The sequence below is a fragment of the Streptomyces sp. NPDC054770 genome (assembly GCF_053611985.1).
Map to the genome: position 1 here is coordinate 18,551 of NZ_JBSHBL010000065.1, position 20,421 is coordinate 38,971.

A 20,421-nucleotide genomic window follows, 5' to 3' on the forward strand; every position below is an offset into this window, starting at 1 on the left:
CCGGCGGGGTGCGTCAGCCGCGGTGGACGAGCCGTGCGGTGCCCGCCCCGAGGAGCAGGACGGCGGGGACGGCGAGGACGAGCCACACGGCCGTGCTGGTGGCGCCGCCGATGAGGGTCGTGAAGTTGGCCAGGATCACCCAGATCATGGCGGCGATACCGAGGGCGCCCAGGGCCGGGGCGATCCAGGTGTTCCAGGGCCGGGTGTCGAGGCGCTCGCGGCGGAAGAAGACGATCACCGAGACCGAGGTGAGGAAGTACAGCAGCATGCAGGCCAGGACCCCGACGCCGCTGAACCAGGAGAAGAGGGTGAGGACCGGGTCCTTGCCGGCGACGGCGAAGGGCATCACCAGGAGCACCGCGATCGCCGTCTGCACCAGGCCCGCGGCCCAGGGCGAGTGCCGGTGGTTGAGGGTGCGCAGCCGGCCCGGCAGCAGGCCCTCGCGGCTGAGGGAGAACAGGTAGCGGTTGGCGGAGTTGTGGAAGGCGAGGATGCCGGCGAACAGGGAGGTGGCCAGCAGGATCGGCAGGACGTCGTCGGCCCAGCCGCCGAACTGGTCGGCGATCGGTGCGAAGACGAAGACGGTGGAGTCGCCGCCGGCCAGCGCCTTGCCCGCGGCCGCGGTGACCTTCGAGGGGCCGTAGGAGGAGACCAGCATCCACGACACGAAGGCGAAGAAGCCGGTGACCACGGTGACCGAGAGGTAGGTGGCCCGGGGGACGGTCTTGCGGGGTTCGCGGGCCTCCTCGCCGTAGATGGCGGTGGCCTCGAAGCCGAACATCGAGGCCACGGCGAACATCAGGGCCACGCCGGGTGCGCCCTGGAGCACGGCGCTCGGCGAGAACGTACCGCCGAAGTCGAGTCCCTCGGGCCCGCCGCCCTTGAAGAAGGTGACCAGGGCGAAGGCCAGCAGGATGCTGAACTCGGCCAGCACGAACACGGCGAGGACCTTGGCGCCCAGCTCGATCCCGGCGGCGCCCAGCACCTGGACCACGGCCATGGTCACCAGGGCCCACACCCACCAGGCGATGTGCGCGCCGGAGTAGTGCTCGACGAGCCCGCTGACGGTGTACCCGTACAGCCCGTACATCGCGGCCTGGACCGTGCAGTAGGCGAACAGCGCCACGGCCGCGCTGCCGCTGCCGGTCGTCCGGCCCAGCCCCTTCCCGATGTAGGTGTAGAAGGCGCCGGCGTTGACGACGTGCCGGCCCATGGCCACGAAGCCCACCGAGAACAGCAGGATCACCGCTCCGGCGAGGGCGTAGGCGGCCGGGGCCCCGGCGCCGTTGCCCACGGCGACGGCGATCGGTACGGCGCCCGCGATACCGGTGAGCGGTGCCTGGGCGGACAGGACGAAGAAGAGGATGCCCAGGACACCCAGGGCGTTGCGTTTGAGGGTGGCCGCGGGCTGGGGGCCCGCTCCGGCCTGCGGAGAGGCGTCGACCGTCTGACTGTCCACTCGGATCACCTGCTGAGGGGAAGGGAGAGTTTTCGTTTTGAGCCAAACGAGTTGCCTCATGGTGGGCCGGAACTATCCATCTGGCAAGGGGGTGGGAAGGGGAATTTACGCCAGGGAAACCGCTGCGCCCAGGGCATGGCAAACCCCCCGGCGCGACCGCGACGGGGGGTTCCGGGCCGGGCACGCTCAGTCGCGGTTCCCCGGCGGCCGCTCACCCAGGGTGCGCAGGAGGGCACGCAGCTCGGCCAGGGCCGCCTCGGTGTCGGCGCGGTCGCCGATGCCGGTGAGCTGGTGCAGCACCAGGCCGTCCAGCGCGGCGAAGACCAGCCGGTTGAAGGCGGGGCTCGCGTCGCCGGGCAGGATGCGGTCCAGCTCGCGCTGGGAGGCGCCGAAGTACTCGTCGTAGAGCGCGCGGACCTGCGGCAGCAGCTCGGGCCGGCGGCGGGCCTCCAGGAGCAGCTCGTACTGGTACGCCTGGCCGTCCGCGTCGTCCTCGACCATGTCCGTCAGACCGGCCACGAAGTCCTCGGGCTCGCCGGTGCCGGGCTCCAGCAGGCTGCTGCTGAGGCTGAGGCGCACGGCGTAGGCGAGGGACTCCTCGATGAGCGCGTCCCGGGAGCCGAAGTGGTGGACGACCAGGCCGTGGGTGACCCCGGCCTCCTCGGCCACGGCGCGGTAGGTGAGGTGGCGCAGCCCGCGCGCGCCGACGACCCGGACCGCGGCCCTGAGCAGCGCCTCGCGCCCCTCGCCGTAGCCGAGCCGCCTGCGCGACCGGTCGTCCGGCTGGCCGTCGGGCCGGTCGTCCGGCTGGCCATCCGGCTGGCCGTCCGGCTGCTGCGGGGTCTCGGCGGACTCGGTCATGGTCGCGACCCTACCCGTCGGTTCCCGGCGCCTGCCGTGACGTCTACCTGCGGGGCGCGCGGATGCCACGGAACTCCCAGTCCCCGCCGAGCGCGGTGGACAGCACTTCCTCGGACTCGGTCGGCTGCGCGCCGACGTCGGTGCGGATGGGGGTGGGCCCGGTGACGATGTGGTTGGTGAGCCGCCCGAGGCCCTCCACCTCGACCTCGACGACATCGCCGGGCTGGACGGGCCGCGAATTGGCAGGCGTCCCGGACAGCAGCACATCGCCCGGGTAGAGGGTGATCGTGCGGGCGATGTCGGCGACGAGATAGTGCATGTCCCACTTCATCTCGTCGGTGGACCCGTCCTGGACGACCTCGCCGTTGACGTACGTGCGCAGCCGCTTGCCGCGGAAGTCCCAGTCGGTGACCAGACCGGGGCCCAGCGGGCACAGCGTGTCCGACCCCTTCACCCGCAGCATGGAGCCGGCGTCGGTGTCGCGGAAGTCGTGCAGCCCGTAGTCGTTGGCGACCGTGTACCCGGCGATGTACTCCCCCGCCTGTGCCTGGGAGACGTTCCGCGCGGTCTTCCCGATGACGATGGCGACCTCGCCCTCGTAGTTGAGCCACTTGCAGCCCTCGGGCCGGACGACGGCGCCCCGGTGGGAGTTGAGGGCGGAGGTCGGCTTGTGGAAGTAGGTCGGGGTGTCGGGCAGCCCGATCCGGAACTCCTCCACGCGGCTGCGGTGGTTGAGATGGACGGCGACCACCTTGGACGGCACGACCGGCGGCAGATGCCGAGCATCCTCGGTCTTGACGCGGCGCCCGTCCCCGGCGACGAGTTCGTCGCCGTCGACGGTGACCTGGACGGCGGCACCGTCCAGGAGGATGCGGCGGTATTCGGGCATGGCGGCCTTCCTAGGGACGACGGTGCGGGTGGTGGGGCGCGGCGCCGACGGCTGTTCCGGTGCCGGTCCAGCCGTCGGCGGGCCGGTCGAACCAGAGGTGGACCTGGCCGGTGCCGACCGAGTTCTCGTACTCGCCGTACTGCCGGGCCGGGGCGGCACAGGCCTGCTCGCCGAGGGCGCCGGCCAGCATCAGGTAGTGGGAGAACCTCGCTTCGGGCTTGAACTTCCAGAACTCGTCCATGGTGTCGAGGACCTTGTCGTGCCGGCCCTCCTTGAACCACGCGATGCGCTCGTAGTCCGCCTCCCGTGCCTCGGGGGTGCGGATGTGCACGGGGTCGCTCGCCTCGTGGTCGCGCAGCTCGCGCAGCGGCCAGAAGGTGTGCGAGAGGGCACCGGAGGCGATGAGCAGCACCCGCCGCCCCGGAGTCGCGGCGATACCGTCGGCGAGCGCCCGCCCGAGCCGCAGATGGTCCTCCATGTCCCCGGTCTGGCACACCCCGATGGTCACCCAGCGCTTGTCGGGCAGGCCCTCCCCCAGGAACTTCCAGAGGTTGACGGTGGCGTAGTAGATCGGCAGGTACTCGTCGTCGATCGGGGTGATCCAGGTGCCGTGCTTGTCCGCGAACGAGGCGATGCTGTGCGCGAGTTCCGGGTCGCCGGGAAAGTCGTACGGCATCCGGCACATCCCGCGCGGCAGTTCCTCGGAGGTGAACAGGCCTGCCCTGTGCCGCTGTGCCGTGACGACGAACTCGACGGTGGTCGCCCAGTGGGAATCGAGTACGACGACGGTGTCGTAGTCGTCCCGCTCGAAGACCTCCTTGCGCAGCTCGCGCAGACCGGTGACGAGGGTGATCTCCTTGCCCTCGTTGAGCTCCAGCCGGTCGGCCTCCGGCAGCACGATGGTGGGGACGTGGGCGAGGAGCCCCGCCCCGACGATCTCACCCATGGTCCTTGAAGCCCTTCGGTGCGGTGACGGTGTTCTTCAGGTCGCAGTAGAAGTCGAAGCTCCAGGTGCCGCCCTCGCGCCCGACGCCGGAGAGCCGGGAGCCGCCGAAGGGGGCCTGGAGGTCACGGACGAAGAAGCAGTTCACCCACACAGTGCCGGCGACCAGCTGCGCGGTGACCCGCTCGGCGCGCTCGGGGTCGCCGGTGGCGAGGGTGGCGGCGAGCCCGAACCGCGTGTCGTTCGCGAGCCGGACGCCCTCCTCCTCGTCGGCGAAGGTCTGGAGGGTGAGAACGGGCCCGAAGACCTCCTCCTGCACGACCTCACTGTCCTGCGCGACATCGGTGAGGAGCGTCGGCGCGTAGAACTGCCCGTCCCGGCGCTGCCCGCCGATCACGGCCCGCGCCCCCTCGGCGATCGCCCGCCGCACGAATCCGTCGATCTTCTCCAGCTGACGGGGATGGATGTTCGGCCCGACGTCGGTGTCCTCGTCGCGCGGATCCCCCTGCCGCAGCGCGGTGGCCTTCGCCACGAACCGCCGGGTGAACTCCTCGGCGACCGACTCCTCGACCAGCAGCCGGGTACCCGCCAGGCAGACCTGCCCGGCGTTGTCGTACTGCTCCACCGCCAGGTCGACAGCGAGCTCCAAGTCCGCGTCGGCGAAGACCAACAGGGGTGATTTGCCGCCGAGTTCGAGGCTCAGGGGCGTCAGGTTCGCGGCGGCCGAAGCGGCGATGCGCCTGGCCGTGGGCACGGACCCGGTGAAGCTGATCCGGCGCACGTCCGGATGGGAGGTGAGCGCGTCGCCGATCTCGGCGCCGTACCCCTGCACGACGTTGAGCACACCGGCCGGCAGTCCGGCCTCGGCGGCGATGTCGGCGAGGAGGGAGGCGGTGAGCGGGGACCACTCGGCCGGCTTGAGGATCACGGTGTTCCCGGCGGCGAGGGCCGGGGCGACCTTCCAGGTGGCCAGCATGAGCGGGGCGTTCCACGGGGTGATCAGCACACAGGGGCCGGCGGGGTCCCAGCTGACGTGGTTGGTGTGACCGCGCGTCTCGAAGTCCTCGTGCTCCAGCGTCAGCAACCAGTCCGCGAAGAACCGGAAGTTGTGGGCGACGCGAGGCATGACTCCGCGCCGGTGCGAGCGCAGGAGGGCGCCGTTGTCGGTCGTCTCGACGATCGCGAGCTCTTCGATGCGCTTCTCGACCCCGTCGGCGACGGCGTGCAGGATCCGGGCGCGTTCGGCACGGGGGGTGGCGGCCCAGGAGGGGAAGGCTGCGCGGGCGGCGGCGACGGCGGCCTGGGCCTCGGCGGGCCCACCACGGGCGATCTCACCGATCGGCCGCCCGTCGATGGGCGAACTGTCGGTGAACGTCCCAGCAGAGGCGACGCGTTCGCCACCGATCCAGTGCCGGGTGTCGACGGACACACCGGCGACGAGGATTTTCTCATTCATGAGAACGGCTCCAATATGGAAGACGGAAACTGCCCCCACCTAGGGGCGCGGGGAACTGCGCGATCAACCACGACGGGCCCGCGGCGACCCACCGGCCTCACCCGGCAGACGCTCCAGACATCCCGGACTCAAGAAGCCGCCCCCCATCCCAAACCACCCCCAACTGCCGGTAGTACGCGGCGATCGGCTCCCGTATCTCCAGCCGGGCCAATTCCTCGGTAGGCGCCTCGAACAGCTCCAACTCGGCCTCCCCCACCCACGGTTGCCCCCCTTCGAAATCCGCCGCCCCCGACTCGATCAGCTCGTCCAGAGCCAGCCCCTTGCCCTTCTCGATGGAAGGCAGCCACCGGTGATGAGCCATCGGATGCCCGTTGACGAACCCGTTCGTCCCGGACGGCTCCCGCAGCGTCACCACCGCCTGGGCCAACCGCCGGTCGGCCGCCGCCAGCGTCGCCCCGAACCGGGCCCCGGCCTCGATCCGGGGAGCCGGCCCGTAGGGGTGCGGCCGCGTCTGGTGGATCGACCCGAGCTTCTTGGGATACCCCTGGTGCAGCCCCCGGGCGATCGCGAAGTCCTTGTCGACCCAGATGTAGACGCACCGCGAGTACGTCTGCCCCCGGTACTTGCAGCGCACCACCGCGAAGGCCTCCTTGTACTGCGCGCGGACCGGATCGAGGAGTTCCTCCCCGGACGCCGCGCAGGACTGCCAGTCGGCCCAGATCAGGGCGACCGCGCCGGGATCCTCGTCGGCCAACTCCAGTGGTTCGGGCAGCAGTTCGCGCACCCGCGCCGGATCCGTGCGGTACTCGACGGTGAGCAGGTCACCGGAGTACCGCCACGGCGGCGCCGGGATCAGCGAGGACGCGCCGCTCGCCGTCCTGGGATGGAAAAAGCCACGTACACCGGTCACTTGGAGCTCCTCAAACGGTCAGGGCGGGCTGCTTCAGCAGCTCGGCGCGGTAACGGGCGGCGGACGCGGCCACGGCCTGGCCGCCGAGCGCGACGACACCGACGAGCCGGCCGTCGCGGTGGTAGCCGACGAGCACGTCCCCCTCCGGGTCGCCGTCGAGGACACGGACGTCCTCCTTGCCGAGCGCCGGCGCCCCGAAGGACTGGAGACGGAAGTCGTGCTGGTCGCTCCAGAAGGTGGGCAACGGCGCGAAGGGCACCGGCGCGGCATCGCCGACCAGCGACTTCGCCGCGTGCTTGGCGGTGTCGGTCGGGATGCACCAGTGCTCGACCCGGCGCGGCACACCGTCGTAGCGGGCGTTGGGGAACCGGGCCACGTCGCCCACCGCGACCACGTCCGGCCGGCCGCCGGCCCGCAGGCAGGCGTCGGTGAGCACCCCGTCGGTCAGGTCGAGCCCGTTGCCGTCGAGCCACTCGGTGTTGGCGACCGAGCCCACCGACTCGACCACCACATCGGCGGGCAGCACGGAACCGTCGCTCAACTCCACGCCGGTCACCCGCTCCTCACCCATGAACCCGGCGACCCCGGCCCCCAGCGCGAATCGCACCCCGCGCTCCTCGTGCCGCCTGAGCAGCGCCCGGCCCAGCAGCTCTCCGAGCGGCCCGGCCATCGGCAGCGGCAGCGGATCGACGACCGTCACCTCGGCGACGCCGAGACCCACCGCGGTCGCGGCGACCTCACAGCCGATGAACCCGGCGCCGACCACCACGACCCGGGCGCCGGGCCGGGTCAGCGCCGCGCGCAGCCCCTGGGCGTCGTCGAGCGTACGGACCGTGTGGCGACCGGCCGACGGCCCCGGGCAGTTCAGGCGCCGGGGGCGCATCCCGGTGGCGACGACCAGTCCGTCGTACGACAGCTCGGTGCCGTCGTCGAGCCGTACCGTCCGCTCGTCCAGTCCCGCGGCGACCACCCTCCGGCCCAGCCGCCACTCGGCGTCCGAGACGCTGGCCCGTGGCCGGAAGGCGAGGGATTCGAAGGGGGCCTTGCCGGCCAGGACCTCCTTGGACAGCGGCGGCCGGTTGTAGGGCATGTGCGGTTCGTCGCCGACGAGGGTGATCGCGCCGCTCCAGCCCGCCGCGCGCAGTTGCTCGGCGGCCCGCAGGCCGGCCATGGAGGCGCCGGCCACGACGATGCGCGCGGTCACGGTCAGGCCTCGATCCGGATGGCCTGGAGCGGGCAGACGTCGGCCGCTTCCTCGACCTCGTCGCGCAGTGCGTCGTCCGGGTCGGAGACGTGGACGAGGTGGCCGGCGTCGTCCAGGGAGAAGACGTCGGGGGCCGCGAAGACGCACTGGCCGTGGTCCTGGCACTTGTTCATGTCGACGACGACCTTCATGGCCGGTCCTCCTGAGGGAGCGGGAGCGAAGGGAGAGGGGAAGAAGTGGGCCCGGCCGGTCGTGCCGACCGGGCCCCTGCCAACGGGTTGCGGCGGACCGCGTCCCGGACTCGTTTGGCTTCAAACAAGGTAGGCAGCCGCCACCCCCTGGTCAATACCTATCCGTATGGATAAATTCTTTGCACGGACCTCTTGCGGCAAGCTGCACCCCTGCTTACCGTTTGGCTTCAAACAACAGGCCGGAGAGCGGTCCGCGTCTTCGCGCCCCGGCCCTCACCTCCCACACCACCCACCTCCCGGATCCCCCAGCTCCCGGATCCCCCAGGTGGTGTCCCGACGTCCGTCCGCCCGAGGAGACAACGGTGAGCGATCAAGACCATGCAGAAGTCCGCCGCCATCTGGACCGGCTCGCCGCCGACGGCATCGACGTCGTCCGAGTGACCTATCCCGACCTCATCGGCACGGACCGGGCACGTGACGTGCTCGTGGAGGAGCTGCCCCGGGCCCTGGAGCACGGGCTGGCCTTCTGCCGGGCCGTGTACCACACCAGTCCGCAGGGGGACGTGGTCCCGGTCAGCGGCGGCCTGGACGCCGGTCTGCCCGACGTCTGCGTACGGCCGGACCTCAGCACCCTGATCGCGCTGCCCTGGGAGCCGGGCGTCGCGGCCTGCCTGGCCGATGTCGTCGATCCGGCCACCGGCGCGCCCGCCCCCGAGTCACCGCGCGACCTGCTCAGGTCGGTCCTGGAGCGGTGCCGGGAGCACGGACTGAGCCCGGTCGTCGGGCCCGAGCTGGAGTACTTCCTCTGTGAGCCGGACCAGGCCGGCGGCTGGCGGCGCTACGGCAGCACCCCCGGTGTCGTCTACACCGCCGGCCTGCGCGCCGACCCCGACAACCATCTGCTGCGCACCCTGCGGCAGGTGCGCGACCTGCGCATCGGGGTGCTGAGCGGGAACCACGAGTTCGACGGCGGACAGTTCGAGATCAACCTGCTGCACTCGGAGGCCCTGTCCGCCGCCGACCGGGCGTTCCGTTTCAAGGCCGCGGTGAAGGAGCTGGCCCGGCGCGAGGGGCGGCTGGCCACCTTCATGGCGAAGCCCTTCAACGACGCGGGCGGCTCTGGTTTCCATCTGCACCTGTCCTGTTCCGACGCCGAGGGCCGCAACGCCTTCGACGACCCCGCCGGCGCCCACGGCCTGTCGGCCACCGCCCGGCACGCGATCGCCGGTGTCCTCGCCCACGCACCCGCCCTGGCCGCGCTGCTCAACCCGACCGTCAACTCGTACAAACGCTTCGGCCCGGACACCCTGGCCCCATGGCTGATCGACTGGGGCCTGGACAACCGCAGCGCGATGGTCCGGGTGCCGCCCGAGCGCGGCGCCGGCGCCCGGCTCGAACTGCGGCTCGGGGACGCGAGCGCCAACCCGTATCTGGCGGTCGCCGCCACCACGGCCGCCGCACTCCTCGGAGTCCTGGCCGCCGAGGAGCCGCCCGCCCCGCTGGAGGGCTACGGCTACGACACCACGAAGGCGGCCGTGCTCCCCATGGAACTGTCCGCCGCGCTCGACGCGCTGGAGGCGGACACCGCCCTGACCGAACTGCTCGGCAAGGACTTCACCGACTCCTACCTCTCCTACAAGCGCAACGAGGTCGAACGCTTCCAACGGCATGTCACCGACTGGGAGTTCACCGAGTACGCCTACCACCTGTGACCACCCGCAAAGGACCGACGATGACCACAGCCACCGGCGTCGAGGCCATGCGCCTCGCCGATGTCGACCTCGCGAACCTCGACAACTTCACCGACGGGGTCACGCCCTGGCGGATGTTCCACACCCTGCGCCACGAGGACCCGGTTCACTGGCAGCCGGAGCAGGCGCCCAACTCGGGTTTCTGGGCGGTGACCCGGCATGCCGACATCGCGCGGGTCGACCGGGACGCCGAGACGTTCACCTCCACCCGGTTCGTGAACCTGGAGGAGCTCGACGAGGACCAGATCCGCAAACGCGCCTCGGTCCTGGAGCTGGACGGGGTCCGCCATCGCGCCCTGCGCAGCGTGATCCAGCGCCAGTTCGGGGCCGGGGTCATCAACAGCTACACCGACTTCCTGCGCGGGCTGACGGCGAGGACGCTGGACGCGGCGCTGGCCAAGGGGACCTTCGACTTCGTGAAGGAGGTCTCCGCGGACTTCCCCATCAACGTGCTCGCCCGCCTCCTCGACGTCCCGCCGGAGGACAACCAGCAACTCATCGACTGGGGCAACCGGATCATCGGCAACACCGACCCCGACTACGCCGACGTCCTGCTGGAAAGCGCGGAGAGCGAGCAGTACCGCGACCTGCCGTTCCGCTCCCCCGCCTCGCTCGAAGTCTTCGAGTACGGGCGGGAGCTGGCCCGGCAGCGGCGCGGCGGCACGGGGACCGACCTGGTCTCCAAGCTGGTCAACACCACCCCGCGGGACGGCGTCCCGCTCTCGGCCCAGGACTTCGACAACTACTTCCTGCTCCTCGTGGTGGCCGGCAACGAGACCACCCGGCACACCATCACCCACTCCATGCTGGCCCTCCTCCAGCACCCCGAGCAGCTGGCCCGCCTCCAGGACGACCCGTCGCTGATCCCGACGGCGGTGGAGGAGTTCCTGCGCTGGGCGTCCCCGGTCTACCACTTCCGCCGTACCGCGACCCGTGACGTCGAGCTCGGCGGCAGGCGGATCAGGGAGGGCGACAAGGTCGTCATGTGGTACGCCTCGGGCAACCGCGACGAGGAGGTCTTCGGCAACCCGTACGACTTCGACGTGGCCCGGCAGCACAACGACCACGTCACCTTCGGCAAGGGCAGCCCGCACCTGTGCCTGGGCAACCTGCTCGCGCGCACCGAGATCCGGATCATGTTCGAGGAGCTGATCCCCCGGCTCGCCGGCATCCGGCTGACCGGCGAGGTGCCGCGGGTGCGCTCGAACTTCGTGAACGGGATCAAGAAGCTGCCGGTGGAGGTGACGCTCGCCTGACGGTCCGGGTGGAGCGCGGTCAGAGCGCTGCGGCCCAGGCGTCGACCGTCGTGACGTCCGCCTGCTTGGGAAACACCTTCTCGGTGAGCACCCGGTGCACCTCCGGGTCGGAGTCGAGGCAGCCGTCGGCCAGGACGGTGAGCTCGAAGTCGAGGTCGGCGGCCTGGCGCAGGGTGGACAGCACGACACCGCTGGTGGCGATGCCGGTGAGGACTAGGTGGTCGATCCCGCCGGCCCGCAGCACCATGTCGAGGTCGCTGCCCGCGAAGGCGCTGACCCGCCGCTTGGTGACGACCGGCTCGCCGGGCGCCGGAGCCACGTCCGGGTGCACCTGGGTGGTCCGGTCGTCCCCGGCCGGCCGGGGCGCTGCGCCCACCAGGCCGCGGAACATCTTGTTGCGGGCGCTGACCTCCGGGTAGCCCGGGCGGAAGCCGACGACCACGTAGATCACCGGGACACCGCCGGCCCGGGCGGCGTCGATCGCCTTGCTCAGCCGGGGCAGGTACTCGTCGTCGGGAAACCGGTCGACGACGACCTGCTGGACGTCCATGACGAGGAGGGCTTGCTGAGGCACCGTCTCTGTTCCTTCCACACGGCCCCGTTGGTCATCGAGTGATGGGTCGGTGATTAGTCATCAAATGATTACTTGGCAACCTAGTCCCCGCTGCGGGACAATGTCAACGCATGATTACTTGGTGGCGGGGCCCCGTTCCGCCGCAGGGGCCGTGGTGGCGTTGACGAGAGGAGCCGCTGTGTCATCGGACGACGCGACCGGCCGGGCCGCCGACGGGCCTCGGCGTCGGGACGCCGCGGCGACCCGGCGGGCCCTGCTCCTGGCCGCCCGCGCCCGGTTCACGCGGCTGGGCTACGACCGCACGACGCTGCGGGACGTCGCCGCGGACGCGGGGGTCAACCTGGCGCTCATCAAGCGGTACTTCGGCTCCAAGGAGGGCCTGTTCAAGGCGGCGCTGGCGTCGACGCCCCGGTTCCTGGGCGGCGAGGGGGAGTTCCCGCGCGACCGTGCCGCGCTGGCCGAGGCGCTCAGCCGGCAGCTGGCGGCGGGGGCGTGGGCGGAGTTCGGCGAGCATCCGGTGCTGATGCTGCTGCGGGACTCCGGCGACGAGCAGGTGGCCGAGCTGCGGCGGCGGGCCCTGAGGGAGTTCGCCCGGCAGGTGCTGGAGGCGTCGGGCACCTCGGCGGCACCCGACGCCGAGCTGCGGGCGGAGCTTCTGGTCGCCCTCGGTGTCGGGGTCGCCGTCGTACGCTCCGCCGTGGGCCTGCGGCCGCTGGCCGACGCGACACCCGGCGACCTCCTCGGCCCCCTCCACGACATCGTGGAGGGGCTGCTCGGACCGCCGCCGGACTGAGCAGCCCCGCTCGGACGGGTCACTGGGGCCAGGCGGAGCCCTTGATGACCTCGACGAAGTCGCCGCGCCGGAATCCGGGGACGTAGTGGGCGAGCACGTCGGCCTTGACGTTGCCGAAGGTGGTGTCGGGGCGGTCCTGGATGCCCTCGGTGAAGGCGGCGAGGATCTGGTTCTTGAAGTCGGGGCGCGGATGCGCCGCGACGACCGCCGCACGCTGCTCGTCGGTGACGTCGTGGTAGCCGATGCCCAGCACGTCCAGCTCGACCCCGCGGGTGACCAGGGCGATCTCGGGTGCCATGTGCAGCGGGATCTCCGGGGTGGTGTGCAGGGCGATGGCCGTCCAGACCCGGTCGGCGGGCTCACCGGTGATGCCGTGGGCGTGCAGGAAGGCGCGGGCCTCGTCGGCGCCGTCGATCTCGAAGCGCTGGTCGGTGCGGCGCAGGCTCTTGGTGAGCCCCAGGTCGTGGAACATCGCGCCGACGTACAGCAGCTCGGGATCGAAGGCCGACCCCAGGGCCCGGCCGCGCAGCGAGCCCCACAGGAAGACCCGCCGGGAGTGGTCGAACACCAGCGGTGTGGCGACGTCCCGGACCAGTTCGGTGGCCTCCCGTACCAGGGCGGTGTCGGGGATCCGTACGCCTGCGATCTCTTCGCTCATCGTTCCTCAGCCTCCATGCCGGTGGGTGGTGTGCCTCCAGGGTTCTCCGGGGGACGTAGGCTGGGCCATGTCTCTGCCGACAGGAAAACCACGGATCAGGACATGACGCATCGGGTGGGCTTTGTGGTCTTCGACGGGGTGACCATGCTGGACGTCAGCGGTCCGTCGGAGGTGCTGCACCAGGCGGGTCGGCTCGCCGACCCCTACGAGCTGGTACTGGTCTCCCCCGCGGGCGGCACGGTCACCACCTCCGCCGGGCTCTCGCTGACCGGCACCGTCCGGGCGGCCGACGCCGGCCCGGTCGACACGGTCCTGGTGGCCGGCGGCGACCGGCTGGCCGAGCGGCCGATCGAGGCCGGGCTGCTCGGCACGGCCCGCGACCTCACCGAGCGGGCGCGCAGAGTGGCCTCGGTGTGCACGGGGGCGTTCGTGCTGGGCGAGCTGGGCCTGCTCGACGGGCGGCGCGCGACGACCCACTGGCGGCACGCGGCCACGTTCGCGCGCCGGTACCCCCGGGTGCGGGTCGAGCCGGACGCCATCCACATCCGCGACGGACGGTACGTCACCTCGGCCGGCATCAGCGCGGGCATCGACCTCACGCTCGCGCTGGTGGAGGACGACCACGGGGCGGAGGTGGCGCGGGACATCGCACGCGAACTGGTCGTGTTCCTGCAACGCCCGGGCGGCCAGTCGCAGTTCTCCACGGCCATCACCACACCACCGGCCCGCAACGACCGGCTCCGCGCGCTGATCGCATCCGTACTCGCCGATCCCACCGCCGACCACAGCCTGCCCGCCATGGCCGCGGCCGTCGCCGTCAGCCCGCGCCATCTGACCCGGATGTTCACCGCCGAGCTGGGCACCACACCGGCGCGCTGGGTCGAGCGGGTCCGCCTGGACCGCGCCCAGCAGCTGCTCCTGGCGGGCCACAGCGTCACCGCGGCCGCCCAGCACAGCGGCCTGGGCACCGACGAGACCCTCCGCCGCGCCTTCGCCCGCCACCTGGACACCACCCCGACCCACTACCGCAGCCGCTTCACCAGCACCGGACACGGTGACTAGGGCCGGTCCTCGCGCAGCGCGGCGGCGGCTCCGGGCGCTCTGGTACCGCAGGCTGGAAAAGATCAGCGATTCTTGCCTCGTCGGTGGATGCCTGGTAGGACTGTGGCGCGCCGTCACCGTCACATGTTCGATTTCGCGGGGGTTCATGTGGTCGCCACGGCCTTCACGTCTTCGTCACGGCGACGCCCGGGTTCTCCGCACCCGATCCGGCGGCGCCTTCCCATCGTTGCCAGGCGGGCCACGCAGCACGGGCTGGTGCTGGCCGCCGTCGCGGTGACCGTGCTGCTGTGTGCGACGGCGCTGGCCGCGCTCGCGGCGCTGGCGGGGAGTTCGGTGCAGGGCGGGGCCGTGCGGCGGCTGGCTGCCGACCTCGACGCGCAGGTGAACGTCAACGCGTCCTTCCGGGCCGGGGGAATGGCCGCCGCCGATCGAGCCGTGCGGGCCGCCGCCGACCGGGTGTTCGCCGGGGTGCCGCAGCGGACCTCTGTGGGGCTGCTGGGCACGTCGCCGGTCTCGGTGACGGGGATCGACGGGATCGCGGGCCCGCCGCGCGGTCCCGGAGGCAGCGGGCTGCACCCGGTCGCGGTGCAGGACGCGGGCAGGTTCGGGCAGTTGACCGCCGGGCGGTGGCCCGCCGGCACGGCCCACGCCCCGGCCGGCGCGTTCACCTCGCTCCCCGATGTCCGGGTCGCCACCGGGTCCACCGCCCCGGTCGACGCGGCGGTACCCGACGCGCTGGCCAAGCGCCTGGGCATCGAACCCGGTTCCAGCCTCCAGGTGCAGGACGCCTTCGACCGCACCATGACCCTGCGGATCACCGGTGTCTTCCGGGCGACCGGCGCCGTCGGGTTCTGGCCCGCGATGGCCGGCGACCTGACCCAGGGGGAGACCGCCGACCAGGACCTGCTGGTGGTCTCGGCGTCGGCTCTCAACGACAGCGCCGTCCTGAACGGGCATCTCACGGTCCACTGGAGTGTGCAGCCCGTCTTCTCCCGTCTCGACGCGGGCAGCCTCGCCGGGCTGCACGACCGGCTGCGTGCCTTCTCCGGCAGCCAGAGCCGCGTGTCGGTGTTCCGCGGGCGGCAGCCGTCGCTGGACGACCTGACGGTGGTCTCCGGACTGCCGGGCGCGATCGACGACCTGACGGTGCCGATGGTGGCGGCCCGGTCCTCGCTGTACCTGCCGAGCGTGCTGCTGGCGGTCCTCGCCCTGGCCACCCTGCTGCTGGCCGCTCGCCAGCTGACCGAGCGCCGCCGCGATGAGCTGGCCCTCCAACGGGCCAGAGGCGCCGGCACCCTGCGGTTGCTGCGCGGCGCTGCGGCCGAGTGGGCACTCACCGGCGTCCCGGCCGCCGTCGTCGCGCCCTTCCTGGCCGGACTGCTGCACCCCGGCGGCCGGGGCGCCGGCGCCTGGGCGGCGGTGGGACTGACCCTGCTGGTGCACGCCGCGGCGGTGCTGCTGCCCGTGCTGCCGTCGGCCCGGTCGCGGCCGGGCCGCGGCGCCCGGGCCGCGGCCGCACAGCGGCTGGGCGCCGACCTGGCACTGCTGGCCATCGCGGCCCTGGGGTATCTGGAGCTGCGGCGGCACCACTCGCTCATCGCCGACGCGGGCACCGGCAGCGCGTCCGCGGACCCGGTGCTGGTCCTGGTGCCGACCCTGGTGGCCGGCGCCGCCGCACTCCTGCTGCTGCGGCTGCTGCCGCTGACCTCCCTGCTGCTGGACTCGTTCGGCCGTCGCAGCCGGGGCCTGGTCCCCGCGCTGGCCGGCTGGCAGTTGAGCCGGCGGGCCGCGCGCAACGCCGGACCGGTGGTGCTGATGTGCCTCGCCGTGTCGGTGAGCGCCTTCGCCACCACCGCGCTGGCCTGCCTGGGCGGCCTGGCGTCCGAGCAGGCCGCGTTCACCGTCGGCGCGGACGTACGGGTCTTCCCGTCCGCAGACGACGGCTACCCCTCCTCCGTACTGGGCGCCGCCTACCGCGCGCTGCCGGCGGTGACCGCCGTGACACCCGTGACGCAGTCGACGGTGAACCTGCCCGGCGGCGCCACCGAAGACCTCGTCGGCACGATCGGCGGGCCCGCTCCCCGCACCCCGTCGCCGGTCGTCTTCGGGTTACCGCTCCCCGGGCGTCCGGCCGCGCTGCTGCTGGACGAGCGGCTGCGCAGCGACGGCAGCCGCACGGCACCGGACCTGGACCTGACCGTCCAGGACGCGTCCGGCCTGGTCAGCACCGTGGTGACCCACCTGCCCGCCGCCGACGGAGCCAGGCACACCGTCGTGGTCCCACTCGACGTGGCGCTGAGCGGCGGCCACCCGCGGTCGTATCCGCTGACGGTGACCGCCGTCGACGTCCTGCCGCAGCCGAACACGCGTCCCGCGCGGCTGGACCTGGAACTGCTCCGGGTGGGTGCGCGCGGCACCGCGGACACCTGGGTCTCCCGGCTGCCCGGCGGGCAGGTCTGGGCCGACGGCACGGACCACGCCGCCGACGCCACCGCGGGGGCCTGTGAAGGAAAGCCGGCCGGCCGCTACGATCCCGGCCACCCCGGGGTGTGCTCGATCGTTCCCGGAGGCGCCGAGGTGCTCCGGACCACCATCAGCACCGGCAGCCGGCCCTCCCGGGCCATCAGCGACGCCTTCGGCGGCCTGGCCGACAGCGACTACGACACCCAGCCGGGCAGCCGGGTACGGCTCGTGGCGGGGCCGGCCGGCGATCCGGCGCCGCTGCCGGTGCGCGCCGACGCCTCGGCGCTGCGCGACGCGGGCCTGAGCGTGGGCGGCACCACCACACTGGATCTGGGCGGCAGCCGGATCACCGCCAAGATCGTGGGCCGGGTCGATTCGCTGCCCGGACTGGGCCGCGGACAGGGGCATCTGATCGCCGACCAGCGCCAACTCGCCACCGCGCTGACGCCGGCCGGTGCCGACCAGCAGGATCCCGCGTTCTGGTGGATCGGCAGCACCGACAGCGCGCGCACGGCCGCCGCCGCCGAGGCGCAGCCCGCGCTGGGCCGCGTCACCACCACGGCGGGCACCGCCGCGTCCCTGCAGGCCGACCCGTTCCGCAGCGGGCTGCGCCGGCTGCTGGAACTGGTCCGGTATCTGGCTCCCGGTTTCGCGGTCATCGCCTTCACCGTGCACGCGGTGGTCTCCACCCGGCAGCGCCGCAAGGAGTTCGCCCTCCTGCGGGCGATCGGCGTCCCTGCCAAGAACCTGTCCGCGCTGCTGGGCGCAGAGCAACTGAGTCTGGCGCTGTTCGCGGTGGTCCCGGGGGCGCTGATGGGCATGGCCCTGGCGGCGGCGGTGCTGCCGCTGGTCACCGTGGACGACAGCGGACAGGCACCCTATCCGCCGCTGCCGCAGGTCATACCCTGGGGCACCGTGGCGCTGACCGCGGTGGCGACCGCCCTGGCCATCAGCGCGGTCGTGCTGGCGCTGGCCCGGCTGCTGGCCCGGGTGGACCTGGTACGCGTACTGCGAGCGGGGGAAGACCGTTGAGCCGGGCGACCGGACACGACCGGAAAGGGCGGACGGTGACGCGATCCGTGGGCACGGGCGCGACGGTGACGGGGCGCCTGATACGCAAGGAGACCCGCGGCGACCTGCCCCTGCTGGCCTGCCTGGCGGTGCTGGTCCTGGTGCTGACGGCGCTGTGCGCCTGGGCCCCCGCCCTCGCGGGCCGCCAGGAGGACCGGGCGCTGCGGCAGCGCGTCGACGCCGCGCAGGCCCAGGCACCCCTGATCAGCCTGAGCACCACACCGGAGGTCTTCGACACCCAGCCGCCCGCCGTGGACATGGCCACCCTGCTCGGCGCCGGCCGCGCCCTCACCGAGCGCCTCGGCGGCTCCGCCGCTCGGCACCTGACCTCCGCCGGCGGCAGCTACGACTACAACCAGGCGTCCCTGATCTCACCGCAGCCGCCGGGGCCGGCGAACGCCGGCACCCGACTGACGATCAGCTATCTGCCGTCCGCGCGGGCCCATCTGCACTACGTCAGCGGCCGCCCACCGGCCGACCACACGCCGCTGGGCACCGCGCCCCAGATCGGGCTGTCGCAGGCCACCGCACAGGCGCTGGGCGTCCGGGCCGGCAGCCGGCTGACCCTTGAGTTCGCCAAGACGCCCGGAGTACAGAACGAACCACCCCGCGCGGGGCTGCTGGTGAGCGGGGTCTACCGCACCGCGGCCGCGACGGACGACTACTGGACCGGCCGGGAGACGCTGGACCAGCCGTCGCGCTACCCGGCGGAGCGCTCCGCCGGCACGGTGCTCGCCGTCCGCGGCCTCGTCGGCCTCGACGCCGCCGACCTGCTGGCCGACGGCGGGGTGGGCGGCCCGCGGGTGACCTGGCAGCTGCGCGCCGACCTGTCCGGGGCGGCGCTCGACCAGGCCCGCGCACTGACCGGGCCGCTGTCCCAGTACGGCGCGGACCTGAGCGCCGCCCTGTGCCAGGGGATGGATCCGATCACCGGCGACGTCAGCTGCCAGGTCGGCGGCCAGACCACCGGGTCCCTGCTGGTGAGCGATTTCCTCACGCCGCTGCTGGCCGCGTTCACCGCTCAGGACCAACAGGCCAGGGCGCTGGCGACGTTCGCCGTGGACGCGCTGGCCGCGGTCGCGCTGGCCACCGTCGCGGTCGCGGTACGGCTGCTGCTGCGCCGAAGGCAGGCGCATCTGCGGTTGCAGCGTGCGCGGGGCGCGTCCACCGCGCGGCTGGTGCTGCTGCGCTGTGCCGTGGCCTGGCCGGTGGTGCTCACCGCCGCACTGCTCGGCTGGGCGGCCGGACGGGCCCTCGCGCCCACGGGCACGTCCGGATCGCCGCAACCGGTGCCCGCCGCCCTCGCCGCCGCGGTGGTGATGCTGACGGTGCCGCTCTTGACCTGGCTCACGGTTCGCGAACCGCGCAGGCCCGGACGGCCGCGGCGCTCGCGTCGGAACACCGCCGTCGGCCGGCGCGTGGTCCTGGAGCTGACGGTGCTGCTCGCGGCGGCGGCGGGCGTGGCCGCGCTGCGCTCGCAGGCCCCCGACGGGATTCTGGGCGCGGTGCCGGTGCTGGTGGCACTGGCCGTCGTACTGATCCTGCTGCGGATCTACCCGCTCGTGCTGCGCCCGGTACTGCGGCAGACCCGGCGCGGCCGGGGAACGGTCGGCTTCATCGCGGCGGCCCGGGCCGCCCACGACGCCCCAGCGACCGGGCTGGCTCTGTTCGTGCTCGTCCTGACCCTGGGCACGGCCGTGTTCGGCGGCCTCGTGCAGCGTACGATCGGCGACGGCCTGGCTGCGGGCGCGTCCTGGACCACCGGCGCCGACGCGAGCGCGACCGTGGCCGGGACCGTAACCCCCGCCGGGAGCGCCGCACTCGGAGCCGGCACCACCACCGGGATACGGACCGCCCTCCAGCATCTGCACACCCTCGACCTGGCGGGACAGGCCGACGGCGCGGCGATCTCCTCGGTCGCCGTGATCACCGTGGATCCCCGGCAACTCGCCGCCATCGCCCCGAAGTCGCCGCTGGCCGGCGCCCTGCTGGCCGGGCTGGCCGCCCCGCCGGGAACCCGGGCCGGCGCGAGCACCCCGCTGCCGTCCTTCCTCTCGCCCGACCTGCGGGCGAAAGAGCGCACTGGCGGCTTCACCTCCACGGTGGTGACCCAGGGGCGGCCCCCGGTGAACCTGACCCTCAAGCCGGTCGGCACCCTCACCGCCGCGGAACTGCACGACCCCCTCCTCGGGCCGGTCACGGCGCAGATCGCCGCCGGTACGCCGATGCTGATCACCACCGCCACCGCCGAGCACCTGATGCCCCAAGGGTCCTCGGGAAGCACCGTCCTGCTCCTCAAGGGCGACGGTCCCGCCTCCACCGAGCCCGCGGCACTGCGGTCGGCGGCGGCCAGGACGCTCGGGCCGCTGGCCCGGATCCGCGTCCGTTCCGAGACGCTGAGCACCCTGCGCGCGGACGGCCTGACGCAGGGACTCGCCACGATCTACACCACCAGTTCGATCCTGGCCGCACTCTCGGGCCTGCTCGCGCTCGCCCTGGAACTGACCCTCACCTCCCACGAGCGCAGCCGCACCACCTCGTTCCTGCGCACGCTCGGGCTCGGCGGCAAGGAAGCCGGGGCACTGCACTTCCTGCAACTGCTGCCGCTGGCGGTGGCCTCAGCGGTGGGCGGCACGCTGCTCGGGCTCCTCGAACCACGGCTCATGGCGCGGACACTGGATCTGCGGCAGTTCACCGGCGGCCCCGCCCAACCGGCGCTGCGAACCGACTACTCGCTGACCGTCGCCCTCATCGCCGGCGTGACCGCGCTGATCCTGACCGCCGCGGCCACCGAGACCGTCCTCGCCCGCCGGCGCCGCCTGGGGACCGTACTGCGCCTCACGTGAACGGCCGCGCACGCGGAGGCTGCCCGGGACGGCC

The 20,421-nt window shown here is 72.8% G+C and carries 16 protein-coding genes; 6 read left to right on the plus strand and 10 right to left on the minus strand.

Annotation, left to right across the window (positions count from 1 at the left end):
- Nucleotides 1-13 precede the first annotated feature (13 nt).
- The 8 genes from ACWGKQ_RS38885 to ACWGKQ_RS38920 all read right to left on the minus strand — a co-directional run bounded on the left by ACWGKQ_RS38885 (nt 14) and on the right by ACWGKQ_RS38920 (nt 7,913).
- Complete coding sequence (locus ACWGKQ_RS38885; protein WP_453296767.1) at nt 14-1,459, minus strand: APC family permease; 1,446 nt, start codon at nt 1,457-1,459, stop codon at nt 14-16.
- A 186-nt stretch (nt 1,460-1,645) separates the two neighbouring features.
- On the minus strand, nt 1,646-2,320 hold the full coding sequence (locus ACWGKQ_RS38890) for a TetR/AcrR family transcriptional regulator (RefSeq protein ID WP_453296768.1): 675 nt from the start codon (nt 2,318-2,320) through the stop codon (nt 1,646-1,648).
- A 43-nt stretch (nt 2,321-2,363) separates the two neighbouring features.
- Complete coding sequence (locus ACWGKQ_RS38895) at nt 2,364-3,209, minus strand: fumarylacetoacetate hydrolase family protein (protein WP_453296769.1); 846 nt, start codon at nt 3,207-3,209, stop codon at nt 2,364-2,366.
- Nucleotides 3,210-3,219: 10 nt separating this feature from the next.
- The gene (locus tag ACWGKQ_RS38900; RefSeq protein WP_453296770.1) at nt 3,220-4,155 is read right to left on the minus strand and encodes a 3,4-dihydroxyphenylacetate 2,3-dioxygenase; all 936 of its coding nucleotides are present in this window, start codon (nt 4,153-4,155) and stop codon (nt 3,220-3,222) included.
- On the minus strand, nt 4,148-5,608 hold the full coding sequence (locus ACWGKQ_RS38905; RefSeq protein ID WP_453296771.1) for an aldehyde dehydrogenase: 1,461 nt from the start codon (nt 5,606-5,608) through the stop codon (nt 4,148-4,150). Before ACWGKQ_RS38905 ends, ACWGKQ_RS38900 begins: the two co-directional genes overlap by 8 nt.
- A gap of 97 nt (nt 5,609-5,705) precedes the next feature.
- Nucleotides 5,706-6,518: an acetoacetate decarboxylase family protein gene (locus ACWGKQ_RS38910; protein ID WP_453296772.1), complete on the minus strand. Its 813-nt coding sequence runs from the start codon at nt 6,516-6,518 to the stop codon at nt 5,706-5,708.
- A gap of 10 nt (nt 6,519-6,528) precedes the next feature.
- Entirely contained in the window at nt 6,529-7,722 is a 1,194-nt protein-coding gene (locus ACWGKQ_RS38915; RefSeq protein ID WP_453296773.1) for an NAD(P)/FAD-dependent oxidoreductase, read from the minus strand.
- A gap of 2 nt (nt 7,723-7,724) precedes the next feature.
- On the minus strand, nt 7,725-7,913 hold the full coding sequence (locus ACWGKQ_RS38920) for a ferredoxin (RefSeq protein ID WP_217553506.1): 189 nt from the start codon (nt 7,911-7,913) through the stop codon (nt 7,725-7,727).
- Between the two features lie 362 nt (nt 7,914-8,275).
- On the opposite strand from ACWGKQ_RS38920, the gene ACWGKQ_RS38925 reads away from it, so the two are divergent.
- Both ACWGKQ_RS38925 and ACWGKQ_RS38930 read left to right on the plus strand, forming a co-directional pair.
- Nucleotides 8,276-9,625: a glutamine synthetase family protein gene (locus ACWGKQ_RS38925; protein ID WP_453296774.1), complete on the plus strand. Its 1,350-nt coding sequence runs from the start codon at nt 8,276-8,278 to the stop codon at nt 9,623-9,625.
- A 20-nt stretch (nt 9,626-9,645) separates the two neighbouring features.
- Entirely contained in the window at nt 9,646-10,920 is a 1,275-nt protein-coding gene (locus ACWGKQ_RS38930) for a cytochrome P450 (protein ID WP_453296775.1), read from the plus strand.
- Nucleotides 10,921-10,939: 19 nt separating this feature from the next.
- Here ACWGKQ_RS38930 and ACWGKQ_RS38935 read toward each other — a convergent pair whose 3' ends face one another.
- Complete coding sequence (locus tag ACWGKQ_RS38935; protein ID WP_453296776.1) at nt 10,940-11,494, minus strand: cysteine hydrolase family protein; 555 nt, start codon at nt 11,492-11,494, stop codon at nt 10,940-10,942.
- Between the two features lie 178 nt (nt 11,495-11,672).
- Between ACWGKQ_RS38935 and ACWGKQ_RS38940 the strand changes: the two genes are divergently transcribed.
- Nucleotides 11,673-12,287, plus strand: a complete 615-nt coding sequence (locus ACWGKQ_RS38940) for a TetR/AcrR family transcriptional regulator (RefSeq protein ID WP_453296777.1) — start codon at nt 11,673-11,675, stop codon at nt 12,285-12,287.
- Between the two features lie 19 nt (nt 12,288-12,306).
- On the opposite strand, the gene ACWGKQ_RS38945 is transcribed toward ACWGKQ_RS38940, so the two are convergent.
- A complete protein-coding gene (locus ACWGKQ_RS38945) occupies nt 12,307-12,945 on the minus strand; it encodes an HD domain-containing protein (protein ID WP_453296778.1) in 639 nt (212 codons plus the stop codon).
- A gap of 102 nt (nt 12,946-13,047) precedes the next feature.
- On the opposite strand from ACWGKQ_RS38945, the gene ACWGKQ_RS38950 reads away from it, so the two are divergent.
- From ACWGKQ_RS38950 to ACWGKQ_RS38960, 3 genes are all read left to right on the plus strand, one after another.
- Nucleotides 13,048-14,007 (plus strand): GlxA family transcriptional regulator, encoded by a 960-nt coding sequence (locus ACWGKQ_RS38950; protein WP_453296779.1) that lies wholly within the window; start codon nt 13,048-13,050, stop codon nt 14,005-14,007.
- Nucleotides 14,008-14,262: 255 nt separating this feature from the next.
- Nucleotides 14,263-17,502, plus strand: coding sequence for an FtsX-like permease family protein (locus tag ACWGKQ_RS38955; protein ID WP_453296780.1), 3,240 nt, complete (start codon nt 14,263-14,265; stop codon nt 17,500-17,502).
- 35 nt (nt 17,503-17,537) lie between these two features.
- A complete protein-coding gene (locus tag ACWGKQ_RS38960) occupies nt 17,538-20,387 on the plus strand; it encodes a hypothetical protein (protein WP_453296781.1) in 2,850 nt (949 codons plus the stop codon).
- The last annotated feature ends 34 nt before the right edge of the window (nt 20,388-20,421 follow it).

Excerpts from the sequence above, each read along its gene's own strand:
- ACWGKQ_RS38945 (WP_453296778.1), bottom strand. The coding sequence starts at position 12,945 with ATGAGCGAAGAGATCGCAGGCGTACGGATCCCCGACACCGCCCTGGTA.
- ACWGKQ_RS38930 (WP_453296775.1), top strand. The coding sequence starts at position 9,646 with ATGACCACAGCCACCGGCGTCGAGGCCATGCGCCTCGCCGATGTCGAC.
- ACWGKQ_RS38900 (WP_453296770.1), bottom strand. The coding sequence starts at position 4,155 with ATGGGTGAGATCGTCGGGGCGGGGCTCCTCGCCCACGTCCCCACCATC.
- ACWGKQ_RS38920 (WP_217553506.1), bottom strand. The coding sequence starts at position 7,913 with ATGAAGGTCGTCGTCGACATGAACAAGTGCCAGGACCACGGCCAGTGC.
- ACWGKQ_RS38890 (WP_453296768.1), bottom strand. The coding sequence starts at position 2,320 with ATGACCGAGTCCGCCGAGACCCCGCAGCAGCCGGACGGCCAGCCGGAT.
- ACWGKQ_RS38895 (WP_453296769.1), bottom strand. The coding sequence starts at position 3,209 with ATGCCCGAATACCGCCGCATCCTCCTGGACGGTGCCGCCGTCCAGGTC.
- ACWGKQ_RS38950 (WP_453296779.1), top strand. The coding sequence starts at position 13,048 with ATGACGCATCGGGTGGGCTTTGTGGTCTTCGACGGGGTGACCATGCTG.
- ACWGKQ_RS38905 (WP_453296771.1), bottom strand. The coding sequence starts at position 5,608 with ATGAATGAGAAAATCCTCGTCGCCGGTGTGTCCGTCGACACCCGGCAC.